The organism is Desulfolutivibrio sp., assembly GCF_036584575.1.
Taxonomy (GTDB): domain Bacteria; phylum Desulfobacterota; class Desulfovibrionia; order Desulfovibrionales; family Desulfovibrionaceae; genus Desulfolutivibrio.
This window is the reverse complement of record NZ_JAZHDB010000005.1, coordinates 1-20,791: the sequence shown is the minus strand read 5'-3', so window position 1 is coordinate 20,791 and position 20,791 is coordinate 1. Positions and strand designations below refer to the sequence as shown.

Annotated in this window: 14 protein-coding genes, 1 tRNA gene and 1 pseudogene; 7 read left to right on the top strand and 9 right to left on the bottom strand. The window is 65.3% G+C overall.

Annotated features, from left to right (window positions below):
* Positions 1-135: 135 nt before the first annotated feature.
* Entirely contained in the window at positions 136-372 is a 237-nt protein-coding gene (locus V3572_RS00420; RefSeq protein ID WP_332108989.1) for a hypothetical protein, read from the bottom strand.
* A gap of 339 nt (positions 373-711) precedes the next feature.
* Entirely contained in the window at positions 712-1,263 is a 552-nt protein-coding gene (amrA, locus tag V3572_RS00415) for an AmmeMemoRadiSam system protein A (RefSeq protein WP_332108988.1), read from the bottom strand.
* A gap of 435 nt (positions 1,264-1,698) precedes the next feature.
* Between amrA and V3572_RS00410 the strand changes: the two genes are divergently transcribed.
* Complete coding sequence (locus V3572_RS00410; protein ID WP_332108986.1) at positions 1,699-4,116, top strand: methyl-accepting chemotaxis protein; 2,418 nt, start codon at positions 1,699-1,701, stop codon at positions 4,114-4,116.
* A gap of 131 nt (positions 4,117-4,247) precedes the next feature.
* On the opposite strand, the gene V3572_RS00405 is transcribed toward V3572_RS00410, so the two are convergent.
* The 6 genes from V3572_RS00405 to V3572_RS00380 form a co-directional block, all read right to left on the bottom strand.
* Positions 4,248-6,446, bottom strand: a complete 2,199-nt coding sequence (locus V3572_RS00405; RefSeq protein WP_332108985.1) for a bacteriohemerythrin — start codon at positions 6,444-6,446, stop codon at positions 4,248-4,250.
* Positions 6,447-6,907: 461 nt separating this feature from the next.
* Positions 6,908-7,693, bottom strand: a complete 786-nt coding sequence (locus V3572_RS00400; RefSeq protein WP_332108983.1) for an amidohydrolase family protein — start codon at positions 7,691-7,693, stop codon at positions 6,908-6,910.
* A gap of 112 nt (positions 7,694-7,805) precedes the next feature.
* Positions 7,806-8,246 carry an acyl-CoA thioesterase gene (locus V3572_RS00395; protein WP_332108982.1) on the bottom strand — a complete coding sequence of 147 codons (441 nt, stop codon included), beginning with the start codon at positions 8,244-8,246 and terminating at the stop codon, positions 7,806-7,808.
* Positions 8,243-9,454 (bottom strand): cofactor-independent phosphoglycerate mutase, encoded by a 1,212-nt coding sequence (locus V3572_RS00390; RefSeq protein ID WP_332108981.1) that lies wholly within the window; start codon positions 9,452-9,454, stop codon positions 8,243-8,245. The genes V3572_RS00395 and V3572_RS00390 overlap by 4 nt, the downstream gene beginning before the upstream one ends.
* A 212-nt stretch (positions 9,455-9,666) precedes the next feature.
* Entirely contained in the window at positions 9,667-10,980 is a 1,314-nt protein-coding gene (locus V3572_RS00385) for a homoserine dehydrogenase (protein ID WP_332108980.1), read from the bottom strand.
* A complete protein-coding gene (locus V3572_RS00380; protein ID WP_163303795.1) occupies positions 10,977-12,149 on the bottom strand; it encodes an aminotransferase class I/II-fold pyridoxal phosphate-dependent enzyme in 1,173 nt (390 codons plus the stop codon). The genes V3572_RS00385 and V3572_RS00380 overlap by 4 nt, the downstream gene beginning before the upstream one ends.
* 240 nt (positions 12,150-12,389) lie before the next feature.
* On the opposite strand from V3572_RS00380, the gene V3572_RS00375 reads away from it, so the two are divergent.
* A tRNA-Ser gene (locus V3572_RS00375) sits at positions 12,390-12,483 on the top strand.
* 273 nt (positions 12,484-12,756) lie between these two features.
* Positions 12,757-13,071, top strand: a complete 315-nt coding sequence (locus V3572_RS00370; RefSeq protein WP_332108979.1) for a carboxymuconolactone decarboxylase family protein — start codon at positions 12,757-12,759, stop codon at positions 13,069-13,071.
* Positions 13,072-13,314: 243 nt separating this feature from the next.
* Here the strand turns inward: V3572_RS00370 and V3572_RS00365 are convergent, their stop codons facing one another.
* Positions 13,315-14,304, bottom strand: coding sequence for a BMP family lipoprotein (locus V3572_RS00365; RefSeq protein ID WP_332108978.1), 990 nt, complete (start codon positions 14,302-14,304; stop codon positions 13,315-13,317).
* Between the two features lie 428 nt (positions 14,305-14,732).
* On the opposite strand from V3572_RS00365, the gene V3572_RS00360 reads away from it, so the two are divergent.
* From V3572_RS00360 to V3572_RS00345, 4 genes and pseudogenes are all read left to right on the top strand, one after another.
* The gene (locus V3572_RS00360) at positions 14,733-16,022 is read left to right on the top strand and encodes an MFS transporter (RefSeq protein WP_332108977.1); all 1,290 of its coding nucleotides are present in this window, start codon (positions 14,733-14,735) and stop codon (positions 16,020-16,022) included.
* 433 nt (positions 16,023-16,455) lie between these two features.
* On the top strand, positions 16,456-17,475 hold the full coding sequence (locus V3572_RS00355) for a molybdopterin-binding protein (RefSeq protein WP_332109001.1): 1,020 nt from the start codon (positions 16,456-16,458) through the stop codon (positions 17,473-17,475).
* 71 nt (positions 17,476-17,546) lie between these two features.
* Positions 17,547-20,270 (top strand): molybdopterin-dependent aldehyde oxidoreductase, encoded by a 2,724-nt coding sequence (locus tag V3572_RS00350; RefSeq protein ID WP_332108976.1) that lies wholly within the window; start codon positions 17,547-17,549, stop codon positions 20,268-20,270.
* 254 nt (positions 20,271-20,524) lie between these two features.
* A pseudogene (locus V3572_RS00345) lies at positions 20,525-20,791 on the top strand (pyridine nucleotide-disulfide oxidoreductase/dicluster-binding protein); the annotation flags it as partial.

The window sequence follows — 20,791 nt, the reverse complement described above, 5'->3', positions numbered from 1 at the left end:
ATCCTACTCACGGGAGGCGGTCCATGGTCGCCCATATCGACGCTCCGATCAATGGGCGTTGCGACAGCGGCCATCGCATGACATCCGGCGGCGCAGGCCGATCCATCTGAATCCCCACCGGATTGTCCGAAAGGATCACGGCCGCCCCTGGGGAAACAGCACCTCGGGGCGCGGTTCCGGAAGCTCCAGGTCCGCAGCCTGGACGGCCTGGCGCATGGCCGCCGTGGCCACGGCAAGCCTGGCCAATTCGCTGCGATAGGGCACGGCGGCCTGGGCTGTTCCATCAACGTCTTCGTTTCCGGTCACAACATGCGGCGGACACGCCGCGAACATTCCCGCCGCCACCACCAGCACGAAAAGAAACCGTCTCATGGCCATCCCTCCGATCCGTTTCGGCCTCGCGTCCTGCGGCCCATCCGCCTGTGCGAGTCGCCATTGGATCCAAGGAAAGCCAGAAGCGTGCCGCAGGCTGAAAAGATCTGCAACATGCCGCCATATCGAACTTTTTTACGGATTGAGAGGGAACGCTCAAAAGCGTTCTGTCAGCGCGTTTGTGGCAGGAAGGCGAATTGCCGAAATATCACACCCGCGATCCCGGCCAGACGATATTTCGCAGGCAAACGAGAACGGCGCATCGCCGGGGCCGGATGCGCGACACAGGGGGGAACGCGCGCGGGCCGGGCGACAGGTTCGCAGGATCGGAAAAAATGCTCAGAAAACCACGCCTTCGAACCAATAGATCTTCGTTTCCGGATCCTTCCAGGCCGTTTCGGGAAGCCCGGCCTTGCGGCAGGTCTGGCGCAGAAACGTCAACCGGTCCCAACCCCATTCCACGGGCACCTGCGGCAAAAGCAGGCCGGAATGCATGCCGCGCCGCAGAAAGAGGCCATGCCGCCCCACCTCGATGCGCTCCGGGTCCGGACACGGGGCCAGGGGGCTTAGGACCGTGATCTCCACCTCAAGCCCTTCCAGTTCGGCCCGGGTCAACGGCGGAAACCGGGGATCCTCGAAGGCGGCTGCCAGGGCCATGTCGGCCACGTTGTCCCACAGGGGCCGGTCGGCCACGATATGCCCGATGCAGCCCCGAAGCTGGTCCCGGCGCTTGAGGGTGACGAAGACCCCATAGGGTTCGCGCAGCACATCCGCCGGTGGCTCGGGAACGCCGCTGTCGCGACCATCCAGGCGTTCCATGATGCGCCGCCACACCAATTCCTTAAGGGATTTTTTTTCCGTGTCCGTAAGGGAAAATCGGAACTTTTCCATGGCCTTTCACCTCACTGTGTCCTGCCAGATGCCGCCTCCGGGCCGGTCGGCGTGCATCTGGAACTCTCCTGTCACAGACTCAGAAAAGACGCGCACAGGCCCGCCCGGATCTCTTTTCCGTCACAGGCCCGGCGCTCCGGCCGAAACGCCCGGACAGACGCCCCATCACGACACCACATGCACCATTGCCCAAAAACCTCTTCCGGGCAAGACGCCAGGCAAGTCCGACTCCCATTCCAGACGGTCAACGGCGCCAAATCCCCGAATATTTACAAAATTGTCACAAGACCTTGACAAGGCCCTGTTCTGCTCGGTAACAGCACATGCATCTCTGGATATGACTCCTGTCAGAAACGCACGATCCCATGCGCCACCAGGATGGTTCAGCGCTTCCCGGTCCTGTAGAAACAAACCTCGACCTTGGGAGCTACTTGCATGCAGTTTGCCAAAAACGTCAAACTTTCCTGGAAGCTCGCCACCATCGGCGTGGCCTTCGTCCTCCCCCTGGCCGTCCTTTTGCTTCTCGCCATCCAAAACATCAACGGCCAGATAGCCTTCAGCCGTCTGGAAACGCAGGGCAACGACTTTCAGCGTCCCCTGGAAAAACTTCTGGAACACCTCCCCCGGGCCGCTTCCGATCCCGCCGCCGCCTCCCGGGTCGATCAGGCCTTTGCCGAACTGGCCGACGCCGCCAAGCGGCATGGCGAGGATCTGCAATTCACCGCCGAGGGCCTGGGCATCCGCAAGCGTTCCCACCTCGATCCCGCAGCCGTGGCCGCCAGATGGTCCCAGGCCAGGGCCAGCCAGGGCGATACGGCTGTTTTCAAGAAAAAGGCGACGGCCCTGGTGGATGACGTCATGGGCATGATCACCCATGCCGGGGACACCTCCAATCTGATCCTCGATCCCGACCTCGACAGCTACTACATGATGGATCTGACGCTTCTGGCCCTGCCCCAGACCCAGCGCCGCCTGGCCAACATCCTCGACTTCGGGGACACGGCCCTTGGCGGTCCCCTGTCCGAGGAGGATCGCCGCCGGTTCCACACCCTGGCCGAGATGCTCGCCGAGTCCGACTTTTCCCGCATCCTGGCCGACACCGAGACCACCCTCAACGAGGATCCGAACTTCTACGGCGTAAGCCCCCATTTGGCCCAAAACATGGCGGCGGGCCTGTCCCGCTATAAGGCCGCCACGGAGCCGTTTATCGCCCTGCTCACGTCCCTGGCCGCCGGTGAGCCGGTCACCCGGGAGGCCTTCCTGGCGTCGGGACAGGCCGCCCGGGACGCCGCCTTCCGCTATTGGGAGGTCTGCGCCGATGAGTTGGACACCTTCCTGGCCGTACGCATCGGCGACTACACCACCCGGCGCACGACCATGCTCGCGGCCACGGGCCTGGCCTTGATCCTGGCCACCTCCCTGGCCTACCTCATCGGCCGGGGAATCACCCGGACCATCACGGGAATGGTCGCCTACACCCGGGCCGTGTCCCACGGCGACCTGAGCGCGCAGTTGCAGGCCGGGGGCAGCACGGCCGAACTCAACCAGCTCCAAAACGATCTGGGCACCATGGTGGCCGCCCTCAAGGAGAAGCTGGGATTTGTCCAGGGCATTCTGGGCGGCATCACCATGCCCTGCCTGGTGGTCAATCCCGAAGGCCGCATCACCTATTTAAACACCCTTTTGTGCCATTTCATGTCCAAGGACAAATCCGCCGGGGAATACATGGGCATGCACATCAGCGACTTCTTCAAGGGCAACCGGGCCATCGCCGACCTGATCCTCAAAACCTTGACCGGCCGGACCCTCGTCACCAACCAGGGCTTTGAAGGAACCGACGCCCGCAACGAGCGTTTTTTCATCAAGATCGACGCCGCCCCCATCTTCGATCTGGAAAACCGCGCCCTGGGCTGCTTCGCCCAGTTCGCGGTGCTCACGGAGGTCAAGCGCCAGGAAGAAACGCTGGTGGAAACCAACAAGGTCATCTGCGAAACCGCCGACCAGGCCGGGGCCATCGCCTCCGAGGTGGCGGCGGCGGCGGCCGAGCTGTCCCTGGTGGTGGAGCAGACCGGCAAGGGCATGGGCATCCAGCGGGCCCGCACCGGCGAGACGGCCACGGCCATGCAGCAGATGAACGCCACGGTGCTGGAGGTGGCCAAAAACGCCTCCGGGGCCGCCGAGCAGGCCGAACGGACCATGCGCAAGGCCCGGGAAGGGGCGGACACGGTGCACCAGTCGGTCACGGCCATCGGCCGGGTGAAAAACCAGACCGACATCCTCAAGGCCCGCATCGCCACGCTGGGGGAACAGGCCGCCGGGATCGGACGGATCATGAACGTCATTTCCGACATCGCCGACCAGACCAATCTTTTGGCCTTAAATGCGGCCATCGAGGCTGCCCGGGCCGGAGAGGCCGGACGCGGCTTCGCCGTGGTGGCCGACGAGGTGCGCAAGCTCGCGGAAAAGACCATGCACGCCACCACGGAGGTGGGCGACTCCATCACCGCCATCCAGGCCGGGGCCAAGGAGGCGGTCAGCGGCATGGACGAGGCCACCCGGGCCGTGGCCGAGGCCACCCGGTTGGCCGACCATTCCGGCGTGGCCCTGCAGGAAATCATGGAGCTGGCCGGACACACCAACGACCAGGTGCGCTCCATCGCGGCCGCCGCCGAGGAGCAATCCGCCGCCAGCGAACAAATCCACCGGGCCGTAGACGAGGTCAATCACGTGGCCGAGGAGACCGCCCAGGGCGTGGACCGTTCCATGCGGGCCGTGGAGCAATTGGCCTCCCAGGCCGAGGCTCTGGACCATCTGATCCGCAACATCGGCGGCGACTCCTGCCTCCCGGCCTGAGGCCCATGTCCCGCAAACGTTGCGCGGCCCGGCGAGAATCCCCGCCGGGCCGCGCATGATCGGCTTCAGGCTTTTTCAGTCCGCAAACATCAGGACCGGCCGCGATCAATTCGCGATATCAGAAATGCGAATCAGCGAATGCCGCGTTGGTTGAAAAAGGGTCCGTATTTTTTGTCCACGCCCTTGATGTGCCCCACCAGCCAGTCCTTGAGAAAACGCATGACATCCATGGTCAGGGACGTTTTGCCAGCCTTGAAGGCGCTTTCAAATTCCAAAACCTTCGCGACAAATCGCTCATGTTCTTTTTTGTGGTTGAGGTAGCCGGGATATTTGTATTTCTCCATATACCCCTCTTCCACGCCGAAATGCTCCACCGTATAATTTTTCAGGGCGCCCACCAGGCCTGCCAGCACCTTCACGCCCTTCCCCGCCCGCATGGCCTCATGCAGGCCGTTGATCATGTCCACCAGCACCTTGTGCTGGCCGTCGATCTCGTCGATGTTCACGGACAACGACTCGTCCCAGGCCAGCATGGGGCCGTCGCCGTTGCCGCCGGGCTTGGCCGGCCGCCCCGGGAGGGCGGCCGCCGGTCGCGGGGTGCGGCTTGGGGCCGGGAGCGACGAAGGGACACGCCTGGCGCCGCGTGAGGCCGACCCCGTGCCCGAGGCCTCGCCGCCCATTTCGCTGATGACCGCGTCCAGCTCTCCGGCCAGTCGGGACAGTTCGTCCAGGGCCGCCGCCGCAGCCGCCATGTCCTCGACCGTGGTCCCGGCGATGCCGTTGACCTCCTCCACCGCCCGGTGAATCTCCTCGCTGGCGGCGGACTGCTCCTCCGAGGCCGTGGCGATGGACAGAACCTGCCCGGCCGTGTCGTCCACGATGGCCACGATCTCGTCCATGAACCGTCCGGATTCCTCGGCCGCCTGGGTGCTCTCCACCACCCCCAAGGCGGCCGCCTCCACGGCGGCGATGTTTTCCTTGGCCTGCTTCTGGATGTCGCCCACGGCCTGGCCCACCTCGCTCGTGGCCTGCATGGTCTTTTCCGCGAGCTTGCGCACCTCGTCGGCCACCACGGCGAAGCCGCGTCCGGCCTCTCCGGCCCGGGCGGCCTCGATGGCGGCGTTTAACGCCAGGAGGTTGGTCTGGTCCGCGATGTCGTTGATGACGCTTATGACCTGGCCGATGCCGTCGGCCTGCATGCCGAGCTGGCCCATGGTCTCTTTGAGGGCCAAAATCCGCTCCTCAATGCTGGCGATGGAGGCCACGGCCGAGCGCACGCCGTCGGCCCCGGTCTGGGCCTTCTCTTTGGCGCGACCGGCGCTTTCCGCAGCGCCCGAGGCGTTTCTCGCCACCTCCAGCACCGTGGCGTTCATCTCCTCCATGGCCGTGGCCGTTTCGGCCATGCGATCCCGTTGGTGGTTGGCCCCCCGGTTGACCTCCTCTACCTGCCCGGACAACTGGGCGGCGGCCTCGGTGAAACTCACGGAGACCATCTTGGCCTGGGCGGCCGCCAGGGCCATCTTCTCCAGCACGGCCTGGGCCTTCGTCTCATGCTCCCGGGCCTGTTCCAGGGCCGAGGCGGTCTCGGCGGCGCTTTGCAGCGCCTCCTGCTCCTTGCCCCGGGCCGTGTCCATGAGTTCTCCAAGCCGGGTCACCATGTTCACCATGGAATCCTTGAGGGCCAGGAGCTCCTGCCGGAACTCCCCCTTGATTCCGGCAGACAGATCGCCTCCGGCCACGGCCCCGGCATAGTCGCGAAGCCGGACCAAAGGGGTGGTGATATTGCGGGTAATGCTTACAATGACGAAAAAGAGGAGGATCACGCCAAAGACCACCCCCACGGCCTGGGTCGCAAGCAAAAACCCCACCTTGGCCTCGGATTCGGACTGCATGAATTTGACCGCGTCGTCCATGGCCGCCACCACACCCTCGCCGCCTTCCAGAAAACGCCGTACGGCCTGGGGGTCGGGCGCATCCAGGCAGGCCTTGAGCTCCCGCCCGAAATCATCCCATTTGGCCCTGACCTGGCGCAACTTTTCCGCGGCCTGCGCCGTGGCGGCAGGCACTTTTGCCGTTCCCCCTGTCGGCGACAGCCCAAGGGGGGCGTTCCCCGAAGAGGTCAGGGCGGCAAGAGTGGTCTCGAAGACCTGCACTTGGTCGGTAATGGTGCGTTGCGGGTCTGCCGTGGGGAGTCCCTGTTTTTTTACATCCAGATAATGCAGGACGTTTTTCGAAATCTTCTCCACCAGCATGCGCTGTCGACCAGCCAGATTGACTACCAGGGCGTCGGTCTTCTGGGCCGAAGTCAGCCACCAGGTCGCCCCAAACATGACAACAACGATGCTAAAAACAGCCACAACAGAGAAAATAAGTCTTTTCCCAATGCTCATACAACACCTCATGTTTCTGTGGAAAAGGGGAAAGGTCGGAAAGGACAAAAAAAGAAATGATCCATGCGGCAGCAAATCCTAGGAAACGACCTGGGCAGAGAACTTCCTGGAAGAGCCCGCAGCGGCGCATGGTCCGAATCTACCAAGGTCCGGAATTATAGCAAGGCTGTCCGAAGGCGGAAGGCCGTACGCACGCGAATGCCGTTCGAACGCCATCCGCTTGAAACAGAGCAAAATACTATACTTTGAGTGGGGAACCACAAATCCGAAAAAATTTCATCCGTTCAAAGCCCCCCGGGAAAGACCGCCGCATTCGGGCGCGTCCCTGGCGCAACAAACCACGCTCCTGCGCAGCAGGCGCGAAAGCCCGTCAACCGCCTCCGGCCGCCGCCAGTCGCCGGTCAGGCGAAGAGAACCCCCGCCGCCGTAAGCGCCGTCTCCATATCCGCATCGGACAGGCGCAATCGCGATTGCAGAATCAGTTTCTCCTGCCCCGGATCGAAAAGCGGATAGTCGCTGCCGAAAAGGATGCGCTCCTTGGGATGGCGGTCGTAGATTTCGCGCAGGGTCGCGTCGTCCAAAAAGGCCAGGGTGCTCGAGGTGTCGATGTAGACATCCTGGCCGATGAGGTGCGTCAGGGCCCACTGCCAATGCCGGTAGCCGCCCATGTGCGCGGCGATGATGACAAGTTCCGGGAAATCGCGGTGGATGGCCGCCACCTTCATGGGGCAGGAGTTGTTCTGCTCGGGCGGCAGCACGTCGCCCACATGGAGCATGACCGCGAACCGGCCGCTGATCATCTCAAAGATCGGCCACAGCCGGGGATCGTCCAGCCGAAAGCCCTGGAAGTCGGCGTGCAGCTTGATGCCCCGGATTCCGGCCCGCTCCAGGCGGTCGAGTTCGGCGGCGATGTCCGGATAATCGGGATGCAGGGTGCCGAAGGCCCGCACCCGGGGGTTCTCCCGTTCCAGCGCCATGGCCCAATTGTTGGCCGGGATGACCTGGGCTGGAGACGTGGCGGCGCTATGCACCACCACCCGGTCGATGCCGCCGACCGTCGCCCTGGCCAGAAGATCCTCGATCAGGCCGTTTCCCACCGGAGGGATGCCGTAGTGGTCATTGAGTTGGGCGATGACTTTGTGGGCGATCTTGGGATGATAGGCGTGCGTATGAATATCGAAGGTCAACAACGTTTCCATACCTCGGTTAGGCGTTTTGGTTTTCCCAAAAGCGGATCACGTTTCAAACGCAAACGCGCCGCCAGGGACATGTCTCGGGAAATTTCGGGGTGACGGTGGGTCAGGGCGCGGGGTCACTCTGGAACAGGGCCTTGAGCCAGTCCGGCACGGCCACCGGCCTGCCCTGGGGATTGACGCAGGCATGCTGGGTCTGGCCCACGGCCAAAAGCGTCGCGCCGTCCGGCGGGCCAAAGACCTGATACGTGAAAAGGATGGAGGCCCGGCCCCATTCGCGCACCGCCGTGCGCACCAGGATCTCCTCGTCGTAGCGGGCGGACTTGATGTAGCGCAGGTGCATCTCCCGCACGGGCAGGACGATGCCGCGCTTTTCCACGTCGCCGTAGCCCATGCCCCGCTCCCGGATGAACTGGCCGCGGGCCCGTTCGAACCAGTGGGGGTATTCGCCGTAATAGGCCACGCCCATCATGTCCGTCTCGCCGTAGGACACCCGGAACCGGTGCCAGGCGTCGGGAAGCGGAAACTGGTCGCGCTTGAGGATCATGCCCGGCGTCCGGCCCGGTCCAGGGCGAAGTCCAAAAGATCAAAGCCCTGCTCCACCACAAGGCCCGTGCCAGCGGCCAGGGCCTCGGTGAAGGCCGGGGCGGGCTGGGCCGAAAGGCCCTCGCGCCACAGGACGAAGGGCACGGGATCGGTGGTGTGGGTCTTGACGGCGATGGGCGTGAAATGGTCGCAGGCCGTCAAAAAGACCGTCTCCGTCCCGGCCAGGGCCTCCCGCAGGGGCCCCACCACCAGCCGGTCGAAACGTTCCACGGCCTCGACCTTGTCCGCCGCCTGTCCGCCGTGGCCGCACTCGTCCGGGGCCTCCACATGCAGGAACACGAAATCCCCCCGGGTCAGAAAGTCCAGGGCCGCCGCGACCTTTCCGGCGTAATTGGTGTCCAGAAGCCCCGTGGCCCCGGGCACGTCCACGACCTCCATCCCGGCCGCCCGGCCCAGGCCCTTGACCAGATCCACGGCCGAGACCACAGCCCCGCGCAGGCCGTATTTCTCCTCGAAGGACGGCAGGCGCAGCGTGCCGCCCTGGCCCCAGGGCCACACGGCGTTGGCCCGCGAGCCATGGTCGGTCACGGCCAGGACCGTGGCGGCCTTGGCCATGAACTCCCACAGGATGGGGCTTTGCCGGAAAAGGGCCAGATCCTCGGCGATGGGCTTGTCGGTGATGTCGTGGGGCGGCCGCACGGCCATGGAGGCCTCGTAGCTTTTCACGCCGCCCTTTTCGGCCCCGGCCTTGAGCACCAGGATATGGCGGTACTGCACCCCGGGATAGACGGACATGTCGATGCCCGCGCAGGTTCGCGACAGCCCGGCCACGATCCGGTGGGCGGTCTTGGTGTCGATGTGCCCGGCGGAATAATCGCGCATGACCCCGGCGTCGGAAAACTCGCTCACCGTGACCAGGTTCAGGCGAAAGATCAGGTCGTCGGGCCAGGTGACCAGCCCCATGGCCGCCGCCTCGATGGGCCCCCGGCCGGTATGGTGTTTGGCCGGGTCGAAGCCGAGCAAGGCCATGTTGGCCACGTCGGACCCGGGCGGCATGCCCTGGGGGATGCTGCGGCACAGGCCCACCACGCCCGAGGCGGCCATGGCGTCCATATGCGGCGTGTGCGCCGCCTCAAGGGGCGTTTTCCCGCCCAGGGAGTCCACGGGCCAGTCGCCCATGCCGTCGGCCAAAAGGAATATGCATTTCATGGTCGCACGCACCTTGCCCGGGAAGTTTCGGGGTGGTTCAACGGAATGTGGCCGGACGCCGGGTCCGGCCACGGAATTCGCGACACGTCGCCGGAGGAAGGCCTCCGGCCGCCAAAGGGTTTCACCCTTTGGAATCCCATAACGATTTCAGAGCGTTGCCTCTGGCGCACAGGCCACTTGACGAAACGGCATACGCCCAAGTCCGGGCGGCGTCAAAGCACCCGGTAGTGCACGGTTTCCGGGCGCAGAAAGGGCATGGCGTCCACGGCCTCGATGACCCGGCGCACGGCCCGCACCGACGCGGCATGGGTCAAAAAGACGATGGGCACGACCCCCGTCTCGGGATCGCCCTTTTGCACGGCCTGATAGATGCTGATCCCCTCCTCGCCCATGACCTTGGAGATGGCGGCCATGACCCCGGCCCGATCCTCCACGTTGAAGCGGATAAAATGGCGGCACACGGCCTCATCGGGGTCCAGGATGTCGGCCTCGGGCAGGGATTCTTCCAAAAACCCGGTGTTGTTGGGGAGGTGTCCGGGCCGGGCCAGGGCCAGGATGTCGGCGGCCACGGCGCTGGCCGTGGGCAGGCCGCCCGCGCCCTTGCCGTGCAGCAGCATGGGCCCCGAGGCGTCGCCCTCCAGGCGGATGGCGTTGAACGCCCCCTGCACGTTGGCCAGGAGGTAGTCCCGATGCACCAGCATGGGGCAGACCCCGGCGTCGAGGCTGCCGCCCACCCGGCGCACCTGTCCGATGAGCTTGATCACGTAGCCGAATTCGGCCGCGAACCGGATGTCCACGGGGGTGATCCGGGTGATGCCCTGCACCGGAAGCCTGGCCAGGGGATAATTTTCGCCGTAGGCCAGACGGATGAGCAAAACGAGCTTGTGGGCCGCGTCCAGGCCCTCGATGTCCAGGGTGGGGTCGGCCTCGGCATAGCCCTTTTCCTGGGCCTTTTTCAGGGCCTCGCCGAACTCCAGGCCCTTGCCGGACATCTTGGTCAGGATGTAGTTGGCCGTGCCGTTTAGGATGCCGAGCAGGCTCTCGATGCGGTTGGCGGCCAGGGACTCCTTGAGCGTCTGGACGATGGGGATGGCCCCGGCCACGCTGGCCTCGTACAAAAGCCCCAGGCCCTTTTGCCCGGCCAGGGCGAACAGCTCCGGGCCGCGCTCGGCCAGGAGGGCCTTGTTGGCCGTGACCACGTGCTTTCCGGACTCAAGGGCGCCCCGGATCAGGTCGTAGGCCGCGCCCGTGCCGCCCATGAGCTCCACCACGATGTCGATGTCCGGGTCGGCGGTGAGATCCGTGGGCCGGGTGGTGAGCACCGTGTCCGGCCCAAGCGCCACGTCACGCGGCTTACCCAGGTCGCGCACCAGCACGGTTTTGAGCACCATGTCCCGGCCCACGCGCCGCCGGATCCAGTCGGCGTTGTCGCCAAGCAGACGGACCAGACCGGCGCCTACCGTGCCAAGCCCGGCCAACCCCAGTCGCACCGCAGAGGCGGAAGGGAAAACGTATGCGGAGTTCATCCGGAAAGCACCTTTTTCAGGCCGCGCACGGCCTGTTTGATGCGGTGTTGGTTCTCAACCAGGGCGAACCGGACATGGGTGTCGCCGAAATGGCCGAAGCCCAGCCCCGGCGACACGGCCACCTGCCCCTCGCGCAAAAGAAGCTTGGAGAATTCCACCGACCCCATATGGGCGTAGGCCTCGGGAATCTTGGCCCACACGAACATGGTGGCCTTGGGGGGCGGCACCTCCCAGCCGATGCGGTGCAGGCCCTGGATCAGGGTGTCGCGCCGGACCTGATGCACGTCCATGATCTCGCGCACACACTCCTGGGGACCGTTTAAGGCCACCGTGGCCGCGATCTGGATGGGCTGGAAGATGCCGTAGTCCAGATAGCTCTTGATGCGGGTCAGGGCATGGACCATGGCCGGATTGCCGCAGCAAAAGCCCACCCGCCAGCCGGCCATGGAATAGCTCTTGGTCAGGGAGAAAAACTCCACCCCCACGTCCTTGGCGCCCTTGGCCTGCAAAAAGCTCGGCGGCAGGTAGCCGTCGTAGCCGAAATCGGCGTAGGCGAAGTCGTGGATGACGTACATCTTGTGTTCCTTGGCGAACTCCACGATGCGCTCGAAAAACGCCAGATCGGCCAGGGCCGTGGTGGGGTTTTGCGGATAGGACAGGATCAAAAGCTTGGGCTGGGGCCAGGTCTGCTTGGTGGCCACCAGCAAGTCCTCGAAAAAATCGCGGTCCTGGGCCACGGGGATGCGGCGTACGTCGGCCCCGGCGATGATGCACGAATAGGGATGAATGGGATAGGACGGGTCCGTGGCGAAGACCACGTCGCCCGGCGACAGCATGACCAGGGCCAGGTGGGCCAGCCCTTCCTTGGCCCCCATGGTGACCACGGCCTCGGTCTCGGGGTCGATGTCCACGTCGAAACGGCGCTTGTACCAGCCGGAGATGGCGTTTCGTAGGCCCTTGATGCCGCGCGAGGCCGAATAGCGGTGATTTCCCCCCTTGCGGGCGGCCTCTACGAGCTTGTCCACGATATGTTTCGGGGTGGGCAGATCCGGGTTGCCCATGCCCAGGTCGATGACGTCTTCGCCCTGACGGCGCATCTGCATCTTCAGCTCGTTGACCACGGCGAAGACGTAGGGAGGCAGCCGTTCCATGCGCGCAAACTTGTGCATTGCCGCGACTCCTTTGGGGTTGTGGAACCATCCGCAAAACCCGATGATAGCCGGGAGGGCCTTTGTCTGTCAAAGACGGCGTGGGGATTTTGAAGGACTTTTCGGCACGAAAAGAAGGAAACCGGGGGACGGCCGCGACAGGCTGACCGGGCCGGGCCTTACGCGGACCAGGGAAGATCGGGGGAGGGCCGACTCCACGCTTGACCAGGCCGGGCCGGTCGGATACAGGACGTGTTTCGCGGAGAGGTGGCCGAGTCGGCCGAAGGCGCTCGCCTGCTAAGCGGGTATCGGGCTTAAAACCTGATCGAGGGTTCGAATCCCTCCCTCTCCGCCACAGACACCTATTCCCGGGCTTCGCCAGAGGCCCGGGATTTTTGTTTTTCAGGCCATGCATGTCCCATGCTGTCTTCTCGCAACGCTTCTTCCCAAAAACCGGTCCGTTGTTATGGTCGCGGGTTCACGTCGCGCGGCGGTCGCCGATGCTCGTCGGCTGCATATGTCCACCCTGCGTTCGCATGCCCGCAACGGTCCCGGGCTGCATGGGAAAGAGGCTGGCATGGCGCGCGAATCTGGTCTATACAGGGAGAAACACGAAAAGGAGACAGACATGGGCAAGGACAAGCCGAAGCACTACGAAAGATTGCGTGAGGAGCACCCCGATTTCATGAACGCCGTGGAGACCCTGGGACAGGCCGCCGCCACGGCCGGGCCGCTTGATGACAAGACCGTGCGCCTCATCCAACTCGGAGCGGCCACGGCCATGCGCTCGGAAGGATCGGTCATAAGCCACGCCAAACGCGCCCTGGCGGCAGGGGCCACGGCGGCCGACGTCCGCCACGCCATCATGGCCGTGACCAGCACCACCGGATTCCCCACCGTCGCCGCCGCCTTGTCCTGGGTCGAAAAGCAGCTTGACGACTAGCCTTGCGCCCTGGGGAAATCACGCCAGCAGACCGGAACATGGTCGTTTTTTTGTTTTATTTTGATGCCGCACGCCTTCAGCGGGCCTGCCTTGACAGGCTCGGCAGCCCCGCTGGCGCGCGGAAAGCACTGCGGCCATTCGGCCGCCGTCGGAAAAAACGCCGTCCGCCCCGGAGGGAGGCCTCCCAGCCGGAGCATGTCCGGCGGGAAGCGGTCCATGTCCCCCGCGCTCAGGCTGCGGCGATCACTCCCGGGCCATGGCGTTGGCGACCTTGATCTCGCCCGAGATGATCTTGTCCCGGATTTCGGCGATCCTGTTCCTGACCGCTTCCGGCGCCTTATCCCGCGTATACGTCATGTCGCTCAGCCGCACCCCGCCGTCCTTGAGGCCGTAATAGCTCGGGCCCGGGACGAAGGCCTTGTCCATCACCTTTTTGATTTCATGGTAGGTCGCCGTATCGAGCCGTTTGATCACGCTGGTCAAAACGGTCCCCTTGGCCAGGGCGTCCTGATCCGAATCCACCCCGATCACCAGCCTGCCGGAATCCGAAGCCGCCTTGATCACGCCGTTCCCGGTACGCCCGGCAGCGGCGAAAACAATGTCCGCGCCCTGGCCGTATTGGTCCATGGCCATCCGGTAGCCCTTTTCCGGATTGCTGAAGCCGGAATAGTCGCCTTCCGGCGAGGCGTACGCCGCAAGGACCGCCGTTTTTGGGTTCGCATAGGCGGCGCCCTCCCGATAGCCCTGCTCGAAGGCCTTCACCGGAGGGATCTTCGCCCCGCCCACGAAGCCGATCTTCCCCGTGGCGCTCACGCTTGCCGCCAACGCCCCGGCCAGGAAGGCGCCTTCATGCTGGCGAAACAGGACCGAAGACATGTTGGCGAGGCCTTCGCACGGCGCGTCCACCAGGATGAACGTCTTTTCGGGATGCGCCAGGGCCGCCGTTTTGGCGAGCTCCAGGTGTTGTGCGCCAAGCAGGACGATCACCCCGGCCCGGTCAACGAGTTGCAGAACCTCCCTGGCGTCGGCCTCGCCGTCGGCCTTCGGCTGCAAAACCTCCAGTTCGAATCCGAAATCCTGCTGCGCCTTCAGGATGCCCTGATGGGCCATGTCGTTGAAGGAGGCGTCTCCCAGCCCCGGGGCGCCGGTTATGACGCCGACCAGGGGTTGTCCGGCCTGGGCCGGGCAGACAAGGCCCCACCAAAGCGCCAGGGCCAAAAACGCGATTTTCATACGTCCCTCCGGTCTCGCCGGGTGCGGCTTCACGCCCCGCCGGTGCGGTGTCGTCAAACGTTCCGGGCAGCCTCCGGGCAGTCCCCGGCCAGGCCGGGCAGCCATCTTGCCGCGAAATCCGGCCGCGTGGCAAGGGCCGCAAGGCCTCCCTTGACCATGGCCCAGATGATCGGCCACTTCGTGCGCCGCCAAAACCGGTCCGTTTCATGTGTCCTTGACAGGCCGCTGTGACGTTTCCCCGCGACGGGGACGCCGCGAAACCTGCGGACAGGCATTGCGGCGTCGGCAAGACGGTGGCACAAGGGATGTCGCCTCTGAAAAACCTTGGCCGAAAAAGGATCGGCGGGCGCGGCCGTCCGCCCGGCCTACGTCTCGCCCGGCCCGGCGCAACCGAATCACCCGGCGCATCCGCCGAACAGGAACCCTCCGTGACCCCCTCCCCCCTCGATTCCGCCATACGCAAGGCCAGATGGCGGCTCTTGCCGTTCCTTATGGTTTTGTACGTCGTGGCCTATCTCGACCGGATCAACGTCAGCTTCGCGGCCCTGAGCATGAACGAGGAACTGGGCCTGTCCCAGACGGACTACGGCCTGGGGGCGGGCATCTTCTTTCTGGGCTACGTGCTCTTCGAGGTGCCTAGCAACCTGATCCTGGCCAGGGTGGGGGCACGCCTCTGGCTCTCCCGCATCCTGGTCAGCTGGGGGCTGGCCACCGTGGCCCTGTCCCTGGCCGTGGGGCCCACGAGCTTCGCGGCCTTGCGCTTTCTGCTCGGCGTGGCCGAGGCCGGATTTTTCCCAGGCGTCATTTTGTATCTCACCGCCTGGTTCCCCCTGGCCCACCGGGCCAAGGCCGTGGCCCTGTTCATGACGGCCACGCCGCTGGCCGGACTCATCGGCAGCCCCGTGTCGGGCTGGATCTTGGAGATGCACCAGATGCTCGGCCTTTCGGGCTGGCAATGGCTGTTTCTCCTGGAGGGCGTCCCGGCCATGGCGCTTGGGGTCGTCTTGTACTTCCGCCTGCCTGCCGGGCCGGACCAAGCCGTCTGGCTCACCCCTGACGAACGGCAGGCGCTCACCCTGGCCATCGAGGCGGAACGGCGCGACATCGCCCGCCGCCACCTGTCCGGCCTGCGCCACGGGCTTTTGAGTCGGCCGGTCTGGATCTGGGGCTTCGTCTATTTCTGCATCGTGGTGGCCATGTACGGCCTGGTGATGTGGCTGCCGCAGATCCTGGCCGGGATCATCGGCCAGGGGGTCGGCCGCTCCCTGCACGTCAGCCTGCTGGTGATGGTCGCCTATGCCTTCGCCATGGTCGGCATGGTGTGCATCGGGGCCAGCTCCGACCGGCGCGGCGAACGGCGATGGCATATCCTGGGGTCGCTTGGGCTGTGCCTGCTGGGCATGCTGATGATGAGCCTGGGCGCCGGGCTTGGCTGGGCCCTGGCCGGGGCCTCGCTGGCGGCCATGGGCATCTGGGGGGCGGTCGGGCCGTTTTGGGGGCTGACCACGACCTTCCTCACGGGACAGGCCGCCGCAGCGGGCATCGCCCTGATCAACTCCCTGGGCAACCTGGGCGGTTTCGCCGGACCCTACGTGATGGGTTTCGTCAAGACCCACACCGGCGGCTTTTCCCAGGCGTTTCTGGCCATCGCCGGACTCATGGCGCTCGCGGCGATTCCCGTGGCCCTGGCGAAAAAGTCCTCGCGCCATATGGAGTAGCCCGCCCCCCTCATCCCCCCCGATCCCGGACAGGCCGTCCGGCCTCCTGGTCCGGCCGGTACGCTCGCGGCGTCTGGGCGCGTCGGGCCGCCGTCGCATGCCGACGCGCGACAACGACCGCCGACGGGCCTCCCGACCCCTCCCACGATCCCGTTGATCCTTTTCCGCAGCCCCCCCCGCAGGCCGCCGCATCCACGTCCAGAGTCACGACCAGACGCCTGCCAGGCCCCGGCGCGGTCGGTCTCAAACCACGTTATGTTAAAGATAACATATCAAGGTCATTGGATTTTTTGGACGCGAATCCTTGATTTGCCCTGCCGAAACAGGCATATGTCAGTCACGACATATGGTGAATGCGGAACCCTCCCGGGCGGCCTTACGGGCCTTGCGAAAGGAGTGGACCGCACGGAGGAAAGGCATGCGCCGTCAAGAAATGCGCGAGGTCGCCGTCGAAGATGCAGTGGGGTTGGTTTTATGCCACGACATCACCCGCATCGTGCCCGGCGAATTCAAAGGCCCGGCCTTTAAAAAAGGCCACGTTGTCACGCAAAACGACATCCATGAACTGCTGCGCGTGGGCAAGGAGCATCTGTATGTGCTCGATCCCATGCCCGGCTACCTGCACGAGGACGAGGCCGCCCGGCGCATCGCCACGGCCGTGGCCGGGGAGAACCTGACGCTCACCTCGGCCTGCGAGGGCCGGGTCAATCTGTCCGCCGACGTCCAGGGGCTTTTGGTCGTGGACCCGGACATCCTTTTTCAGATCAACGCCCTGGGAGAGATCGCCCTGGCCAGCCTGCACACCTTTCAGGAGGTCCTGGCCGGACAGCTGGTGGCCGGAACCCGGGTCATCCCCCTTTTGATCGACGAGGAAAAGATTCGTCAGGTGGAGCAGTGCTGTACCGGAAGGAAGACGATCCGGGTGGCCCCGTTTCGGGCCTGCCGGGTGGGCGTGGTCACCACCGGCAGCGAGGTCTACCACGGCCGCATCAAAGACGCCTTCGGCCCGGTTTTGCAGGAAAAGTTCACCCGCCTGGGAAGCACCGTCATCGCCCAGCGCATCACCTCCGACGACGAGGCCATGACCGCCGCCGCCATCCGCGACCTGATCGACGACGGGGCGGACCTGATCGCGGTCACCGGGGGCATGTCCGTGGACCCCGACGACCGCACCCCCGCCGCCATCCGGGCCGCCGGGGGCAAACAGGTGGTCTACGGCGCGCCCACCTTCCCCGGGGCCATGTTCCTTCTGGCCCATATCGGCGACGTGCCCGTCGTCGGGCTCCCCGGCTGCGTCATGTACCACCGGGCCAGCATTTTCGACCTGATCGTTCCCCGCATCCTGGCGGGCGTCGACGTTACGGCGTCCGACGTGGCGGCCCTGGGACACGGCGGCTTCTGCGCCGCCTGCGCCGAATGCCGCTATCCCGCCTGCGCCTTCGGGAAAGGATGAAAAACGCCAACCTTCCGGCCCACGCGGCCGGAGGCCATACGACAGACCGTGAACATGCCAAGGAGGCAGCTATGATTCAAAAAATTCTCATCGTGAACGGCGTTCAGAAAACCCTGGTGGTCGATGCCGACGCCACCCTGGCCGACGTGCTGCGCGAGCAGCTTTTGCTCACCGGCGTCAAGATCGGCTGCGGCCAGGGCCAGTGCGGCGCGTGCAGCGTCATCCTGGACGGCAAGGTGGTGCGCTCCTGCATCACCAAGATCAAACGCGTGGCCGACGGGGCGAACGTCACCACCATCGAAGGCGTGGGAACCCCCGAGGCCCCGCACGCCCTGCAACTGGCCTGGATGGTCCATGGCGCGGCCCAGTGCGGCTTCTGCTCCCCGGGGTTCATCGTCTCGGCCAAGGGCCTGCTTGACGAGAACAAAAGCCCCACCCGCGAGGAGGTCCGCGACTGGTTCCAGAAGCACAAAAACGCCTGTCGCTGCACTGGCTACAAGCCCCTGGTGGACGCGGTCATGGACGCGGCCAAGGTGCTGCGGGGCGAGCTGACCGCCGCCGAACTGGCGTTTAAGCTGCCCGACGGCGCCCGGGCCTTCGGCTCAAAGCTGCCCCGGCCCTCGGCCCTGGCCAAGGTCACCGGAACTTGCGACTACGGCGCGGACCTGGGGCTCAAGATGCCCGAGGGAACCCTGCACATGGCCCTGGTCCAGTCCCCGGTGTCCCACGCCAACATCGTGTCCATCGACGCCTCCGAGGCCCTGGCCATGCCCGGGGTGCATGCCGTTTTGACCCACAAGGACGTCAAGGGCAAAAACCGCATCACCGGGCTCATCACCTTCCCCACCAACAAGGGTGACGGCTGGGACCGCCCCATCCTGTGCGACACCAAGGTCTTCCAGTACGGCGACGCCGTGGCCATCGTGTGCGCGACTTCCGAAAAGCTGGCCCGGGCCGCCGCCGAGAAGGTGAAGGTGGCCTACGAGGAGCTGCCCGCCTACATGAGCGCGCCTGCGGCCATGGCCGAGGACGCCCTTGAGATCCATCCCGGCACCCCCAACGTCTACTACATCCAAAAGATCGCCAAGGGTCCGGACACCGCGCCCATCTTCGAAAAGGCCGACGTGGTGGCCGAGGACGACTTTTACGTCGGCCGTCAGCCGCACATGCCCATCGAGCCGGACGTCGGCTTTGCTTATGTAAATGATGAGGGCAAGCTGGTCATCCACTCCAAGTCCATCGGCCTGCACCTGCACCTGTACATGATCGCCCCGGGCCTGGGCGTCGAGCCGGACAACCTGGTCTTGGTGCAAAACCCGGCCGGCGGCACCTTCGGCTACAAGTTCAGCCCGACCATGGAGGCCCTGGTTGGCGTGGCCGCCCTGGCCACGGGCAAGCCCGTGCACCTGCGCTACAACTACCAGCAGCAGATGGCCTACACCGGCAAGCGGTCGCCGTTTTTCATGAACGTGCGTTTCGCCGCCGACAAATCCGGCAAGCTTTTGGCCATGGAGAGCGACTGGACCGTGGATCACGGCCCCTATTCCGAGTTCGGCGACCTTTTGACCCTGCGCGGGGCCCAGTTCATCGGCGCGGGCTACGCCATCCCGGCCATCCGGGGCGAAGGCCGCACCGTCTGCACCAACCACGCCTGGGGCTCGGCCTTCCGGGGCTACGGTTCGCCGCAAAGCGAGTTCGCCTCGGAAGTGCTCATGGACGAACTGGCCGAAAAGCTCGGCATGGACCCCCTGGAGCTGCGGTATAAAAACGCCTACCGCAAGGGCGACACCACCCCCACCGGCCAGAATCCCGAGGTCTACAGCCTGCCTGAGATGCTCGACGCCATGCGGCCCAAGTACCAGGCCGCCCTGGCCAAGGCCAAGGCCAATTCCACGGCCGAGGTCAAGCGCGGCGTAGGCCTGTCTTTAGGCGTCTACGGCGCGGGCCTGGATGGCCCGGACTCCTCCGAGGCCTGGATCGAACTCAACGCCGACGGCGGCGTGACGGTCTATTCCTGCTGGGAGGACCACGGCCAGGGCGCCGATTCCGGGGCCCAGTGCACGGCCCATGAGGGCCTGTTGCCGCTTGGCGTCCCGCCCGAGAAGATCCGCCTGGTCATGAACGACACCAGCAAGGCCCCCAATAGCGGCCCGGCCGGGGGCAGCCGCTCCCAGGTCATGACCGGCAACGCCATCCGCGTGGGCTGCGAACTGCTGGTCAAGGCCATGCAGAAGCCCGGCGGCGGCTATCGCACCTATGACGAGATGGTGGCCGAGAAGCTGCCGCTTCGCTACAGCGGCAAATGGACGGCCCCGGCCACGAACTGCGACGAAAACGGCCAGGGCAATCCCTTCTGCTGCTACATGTACGGCCTGTTCCTGGCCGAGGTGGCCGTGGACGTGGCCACGGGCAAGACCATGGTGGAAAAGATGACCCTGGTGGCCGACCTGGGCGCCCTGGCCAACAGGCTCGTGGTGGACGGACAGATGTACGGCGGCCTGGCCCAGGGCATCGGCCTGGCGCTCACCGAGGACTACGAGGACATTAAAAAGCACTCCACCCTGGCGGGCGCGGGATTCCCGTTCATCAAGCAGATCCCCGACGACCTGGAGCTGATCTATGTGGAGTCCAAGCGTCCCGACGGTCCCTTCGGGGCCTCGGGTTCGGGCGAACTGCCCCTGACCTGCCCCCACGCGGCCATCTCCAACGCCATCAAAAACGCCTGCGGCGTGCGCATCTCCAAGCTGCCCGCGCTGCCGGAAAAGGTGCTGGCGGGCCTCAAAGCCCTGGGCTAACATCGCACAAGCGCCCGCCCGGCAGCCCCTGCAAAGGCCCCGGGCGGGAAACATCACGGGCCATCGGCCCACACGGAAAACGGGCGGGCGCGATAGGGCGTCCGCCCGTTTGATCTCGGGGGATTCCCGGAGGAAGGCCTCCGGCGGCCACGGAGCAAAAGTCCCTGGCGAACCCGGGCCGATTTCGAACGCACCGAACACCTTTTTGCATAAGACGGCCGTCTTCATCAGGGACGAGGCACGAGAGGCCCGACATGGATCAAAACGAACTGCGCGATTGGGAGGCCCGGTGCATCCAGGAAGAACAGCCCCGCTGCCGGGCGGCGTGTCCGCTGCATGTGGACGTGCGGGCCTTCATGGAGGCCATGGCCGCAGGAAAAACAGCCGCCGCCCGGAAGGTTCTGGAGCGGACCATGCCCCTGACCGGGGTTTTGGCCCGGCTCTGCGACCATCCCTGCGAGGCGGCCTGCCTGCGCCGCGACCTGGGCGGGGCCCTGGCCATCGGCGACCTGGAGCGGTTT